Raw genomic sequence first — 4,664 nt, 5'->3', positions numbered from 1 at the left:
GCCTGGGTGCGCGACGAGCGGGTGCTACTGGAGGTGGCCCCGAGCTCCAACCTGCAGACCGGCATCGCGGCCACGATGGCCGAGCACCCGGTCGGGCTGCTGGCCGAGCTGGGCTTCCGGATCAACATCAGCTGCGACAACCGCCTGATGAGTCGCACCACCCTGTCGCAGGAGCTCGGCCACCTGGTGGAGGCCTTCGGCTGGGACCTGGCGATGCTGCGCCGCGTGGCGATCGACTCGATGCGTGGCGCCTTCCTGCCGCACCCCGAGCGCGAGGCCGTCGTCGAGCAGGTCCTGGTGCCCGCCTACGCCTGAGCGCCGCGGGCCGGGACGACTGGCGACGGCCCGCTCACGGCGCCGAGACGGGGATCTTGGGCGAGTTGTGGAAGGCCTCGGTGGGGGTCATCGGCACGCCATTGATCTCCACCGTCTTCTGCGTGCTCACCGCGGCGCAGCCGGTGCTCTCCGAGGAGACCTTCACCTTGCCCTCCTGGGCCTGCGAGGCCTGGTCCTCGGGATCGGCCGAGGGGGAGGCCGAGGTGCTGGGCGTCGCGGCCTGCGAGCTTGCCGAGGCCTGGGGGGCACTGCTGGCAGGTTCGGACGCGTCACTGGCCGACGCGCTGGGCGAGGGGGAGGGGTCCACCAGCGGCTGGTCGGCCCGCAGCTTGGCGAAGATCGACTTCGCCTTCTCGGCGGGCACCACCGTGTTCGGATTGTTGGGATTGGGCGCGGTCGGCAGGGTCAGGAAGGCCGTCGAGGAGGAGGGGACGCGGCCCACCGTCGTCACCACCTGAGCCAGGTGCCCGACGCTGTCCAGGCCGGAGTCGACGGTCAGCGCCTTGGTGGCCGCGTCGGCCAGGCGGTAGACCTTCTGCGGGTTCAGCAGGGTGCCGGCGCTCTCCAGCTTGCGCTGCAGGGCCGACAGGTACAGGTGCTGGGCGACGGTGCGGCCCAGGTCGGAGCCGTCGCCGAAGCCGTGGCGGCTGCGCACGAACTGCAGCGCCGCCACCCCCTCCAGCGTGTGGTCGCCCTGGGCGAGCTTGAGGTGGGAGTAGGTGTCGTAGACGTCGGCATTGACGCACACGTCGACGCCGCCGACGGCATCGGACAGGCTCACCACGCCGCTGAAGTCGATCATCGCGAAGTGGTGGATCGGCAGCCCGGTCATGTCATGGATGGTGCGCAGGGTGCAGTCGATGCCGTAGTTCAGGGTGCCGTTGATCCGGTCACGCCCGGCCTCGCGCTTGTGCCCATTGCCCTCGCAGGCCGGCAGGTCGACGGTGGTGTCGCGCGGGATGCTCATCACGCTCATCGAGTCGTGGTCTGCCGAGATGTGCACCAGCATGATGACGTCGGCGTTGGTGTCCCCGTCGATCTTGGCATCGCCGCAGGAGCCGCCCAGCTTGCAGTCATTGGGGTTCTGCCGCGAGTCGGTGCCGATCACCACGATGTTCTGCGCCACGCCCTTCGGCAGGCCCGGGAGCGCAACCTGGGAACCCTGGATGTCGGTGGGCAGCTCCACCGTCTCGAGGTTCTGGTTCAGGTGGCGGTAGAGCCCTACACCGCCGAGCGCCAGCACGAGCCCCAGCACCAGCAGCGCCAGCAGGATCCTTCGGCCTCGGTGCCGGGGACGTGCAGGATGCACCAACCTGTCGTCCACCTCGTGGGTCATGTCAGCTCGTCGCACCCGCCCCATGTTAGGCGCTCGGGGCGCAGAACCGCGTCGTGTCGCTGGGCGGCTGGCACACTGGGGGAGTGATCACAGCTTCTGCCGATGGCTCCTCCCTGTCCAATCCCGGCCCGGCGGGCTGGGCCTGGTATGTCGACGAGGGCAACTGGGCGGCCGGCGGGTGGCCCCGCGGCACGAACAACATGGGTGAGCTGATGGCCGTGCTCAACCTGCTGCAGCAGACGGCCGTGCTGCCCGACGAGCCGCTGCACGTGCTGTGCGACTCGCAGTACGTGATCAACTCCGTGACCAAGTGGATGGCCGGCTGGAAGCGTCGCGGGTGGAAGAAGGCCGACGGCAAGCCGGTCATGAACGTCGAACTGCTGCAGGAGATCGACAGGTTGCTGGTGGGGCGCACCGTCACCTTCGAATGGGTCAAGGGCCATGCCGGGCACGTGATGAACGAGGCCGCCGATGCCCGCGCCCAGGCCGCAGCCCGCGCCTACCGCGACGGCACCCAGGTGCCCGCCGGGCCCGGCTTCCAGGGGGCGGGGGAGCAGGCCGCCACCAGCCTGGACGTGGGCCCGTCCCGCCCCGCCCCGGTGGAGCTCGACCTGTTCAGCCTCGACGAGCCGGACGAGCCGGACGAGCCGGACGAGCCGCGCGAGGCGCAGGACGTCATCGCCCTGGAGGAGTCGCTGCTGCTCGACAGCGTGCGCAGCGATCCCCGGCGCGTCGAGGCCCTGCTGCACCCCGACTTCACCGAGGTGGGAGCCTCGGGCCGGCTGTGGAGCCGGGCGCGGATGCTGGCCAGCATCGCACCGCTGACCAATCCGACCACCCTCGAGGTGATCGGCACCGACCGGCTGGCCGAGGACGTGGTGCTGCTGCGCTGGCGTTCACGCAGCCGTGGCGCGATCGCCCTGCGCAGCTCGGTGTGGGTGCGCACCCCGCAGGGCTGGAAGCTGCGCTTCCACCAGGGCACCCCCGCCGACCTCTGACGGGGATGAAGTGACGGGATTCCTTCGTCCGATTGACGGAATTCATCCTGTCGTCGGATCACTCAAGGGTCGTTGACGGCAAAACTGGGTGCACATCCCATCCAGGAGGAATCCCATGCACCATGAGCATTCGACTCGCACCAGGACCGCTGCCCTCGCCATGACCCTGGCGCTGGGCACCGGACTTGGGCCGGTCCTGGCCAGCCCCCAGGCACAGGCCGCCCCGGCCCCCACCACCACTCGGGCCAGCAGCCCCGCCCAGGCCGACGCCACCAGCACCCGCAGCCAGCAGGCCCTGCGCAAGGCGCGCAGCGCTGCCGTCAAGGCGGGCGTGGAGAAGAAGGTGCGTGCCTTCCTCTCCGAGCATGACGTGCCCCTGCCCGAGCGTCCCCTGCTGGCCGCAGACGGGGAGGCCTGCCAGCGCGAGACAGAGGTGACCCGCTATGTGGAGGGGCAGGCCGCCGGCATGACACTGCTCGACCAGGTCTTCCTCACGGTGACCGCTGCCGACATGCTGCCGCTGCTGGAGGCTGTGCAGGCACAGGACCCGAGGGCCAACAATGTCGACGTCACCGGCAAGGGCAACCAGCTGCGGACCTCCTTCGCAGGGCTGCAGCACTTCTGGGACATCGACGGCTCGTCGATCCAGCTCAAGGGCATGACGGGGCAGATGCTCGCCGATCCGGGTCGGGTGCAGGCGGTCTACGAGGGTCTCGGTATTCCCGCCGGCCTTGCATCGGTGCTCGGTCAGGCCGTTGCCACCTACACCCAGCTGAGCCCGGGCCTCGACCACGGACGCAACCCGCTGCTGACCTTCAATGCGGTGGCCATCCCTGGATCGTCGGAGGCAGGAACCGGTGACCGCATCGTGATGGGCGAGGGGATGCTGCGTGCCTATGACGCCCTGGGGCACGGGGAGATCGCGCCGCAGGTGGTGCTGGCCCACGAGTACGGCCACCAGGTGCAGTTCGCCACCGGGATGATCACCCCGGAGGACCAGCAGGCGCCCACGGCGCAGAAGACCCGTTACACCGAACTGCACGCCGATGCATCAGCCGCCTACTTCGTCGCCCATCCCCGCGGCGGGAAGGAGTCGAAGGCTGCGCTGTCCGAGGTGGACGACGTGCTTCTCGGCATCGGTGACTGTCAGGTGGACTCGGCCGGGCACCACGGCACTCCCGCCCAGCGCGGTCGGGCCGGCACCTGGGGGATGGCACAGGCAGCGGCCAAGCCGTCGAAGGTGATGCCCGCTGCCGACTTCCGGGCTGCCTATGACAAGGCCCTGCCGACGCTGCTCGGGTCGGCGAAGAAGCCGCAGCTGGACCGTCGCTGAGCACTGCGGGGACGCTGCTGCAGCAGTGGGCGCTGTGACGTGGCGCCTCGGGTGGGCCCGGGGCGCCACGTCACAGCGTCCTGTCAAGGCTCGGGCGCGCCTTCAGTCCATCTCCTCCAGGCGGGCGCGGATCGCGTCGAAGGCGGTGGCACCCATGTCCTCGCGACCACCCTCCAGCCAGGTGAGGGTGTTGGCGTCACTGGTCAGCACGATGCGGCCGTGGTCGGTGCCGTCGGCCGACTTCTGGGTGTACTGGGTCCAGCGCTGCTCGGACTTCGGGCTGTCGACGGGTGCACCCAGCGTGTAGTCGGAGACCGTGCAGCCGTCGAGGGCCGTGCGCAGGGACTCATACGCTTTCTGGGCGCTGGACTGGTCGGCGAAGCGCCAGGTGTAGGCGCCCCAGCCGCGGTCGCTGTTGGCCACGACCGCCTGGCTTGCGGGGGCGACCGCCGCGTTCAGCTTCGGAATGCAGTCGGTCTCGCCCTTGAAGACCTGGACCGGGACCTCGTCGGCGAACTGGTAGCCGGCCGCACCGACGGCCAGTGGCGGCTCGTAGAGACTCTTGGCCGAGGCCACCGGACCGGGAGCGGCGGCGGGCCCGAACCAGCGTTGGTAGCCGAACCAGCCGCCGGCGGCCAGCAGCGCCAGGGCCAGCGCACAG

General features: G+C 70.1%; 4 protein-coding genes and 1 pseudogene. 3 read left to right on the top strand and 2 right to left on the bottom strand.

Going from position 1 to position 4,664, the window contains the following annotated elements; translation table 11 throughout:
• Positions 1-315: pseudogene (locus ACHFFZ_RS07110) on the top strand (adenosine deaminase); the annotation flags it as partial.
• 34 nt (positions 316-349) lie between these two features.
• Here ACHFFZ_RS07110 and ACHFFZ_RS07105 read toward each other — a convergent pair.
• Positions 350-1,672, bottom strand: a complete 1,323-nt coding sequence (locus ACHFFZ_RS07105; protein ID WP_394275953.1) for an LCP family protein — start codon at positions 1,670-1,672, stop codon at positions 350-352.
• 83 nt (positions 1,673-1,755) lie between these two features.
• Here ACHFFZ_RS07105 and ACHFFZ_RS07100 point away from each other — a divergent pair, with 83 nt between their 5' ends.
• Together ACHFFZ_RS07100 and ACHFFZ_RS07095 are read left to right on the top strand one after the other, a co-directional pair.
• Positions 1,756-2,670, top strand: a complete 915-nt coding sequence (locus tag ACHFFZ_RS07100; protein WP_394275952.1) for an RNase H family protein — start codon at positions 1,756-1,758, stop codon at positions 2,668-2,670.
• A 115-nt stretch (positions 2,671-2,785) separates the two neighbouring features.
• Positions 2,786-4,003 carry a hypothetical protein gene (locus ACHFFZ_RS07095; RefSeq protein ID WP_394275951.1) on the top strand — a complete coding sequence of 406 codons (1,218 nt, stop codon included), beginning with the start codon at positions 2,786-2,788 and terminating at the stop codon, positions 4,001-4,003.
• Positions 4,004-4,105: 102 nt separating this feature from the next.
• On the opposite strand, the gene ACHFFZ_RS07090 is transcribed toward ACHFFZ_RS07095, so the two are convergent.
• A partial coding sequence (locus ACHFFZ_RS07090; RefSeq protein WP_394275950.1) for a hypothetical protein occupies positions 4,106-4,664 on the bottom strand: 559 nt, incomplete at its 5' end.

The organism is Luteococcus sp., from assembly GCF_043424415.1.
Lineage (GTDB): Bacteria > Actinomycetota > Actinomycetes > Propionibacteriales > Propionibacteriaceae > Luteococcus.
Note: the sequence above shows the minus strand (reverse complement) of the source record. Positions and strands in the feature narration are given on the sequence as shown.

What these genes read in the sequence shown, in the direction of transcription:
- ACHFFZ_RS07105 (WP_394275953.1), bottom strand. Translation starts at nt 1,672, where the DNA reads ATGACCCACGAGGTGGACGACAGGTTGGTGCATCCTGCACGTCCCCGG.
- ACHFFZ_RS07095 (WP_394275951.1), top strand. Translation starts at nt 2,786, where the DNA reads ATGCACCATGAGCATTCGACTCGCACCAGGACCGCTGCCCTCGCCATG.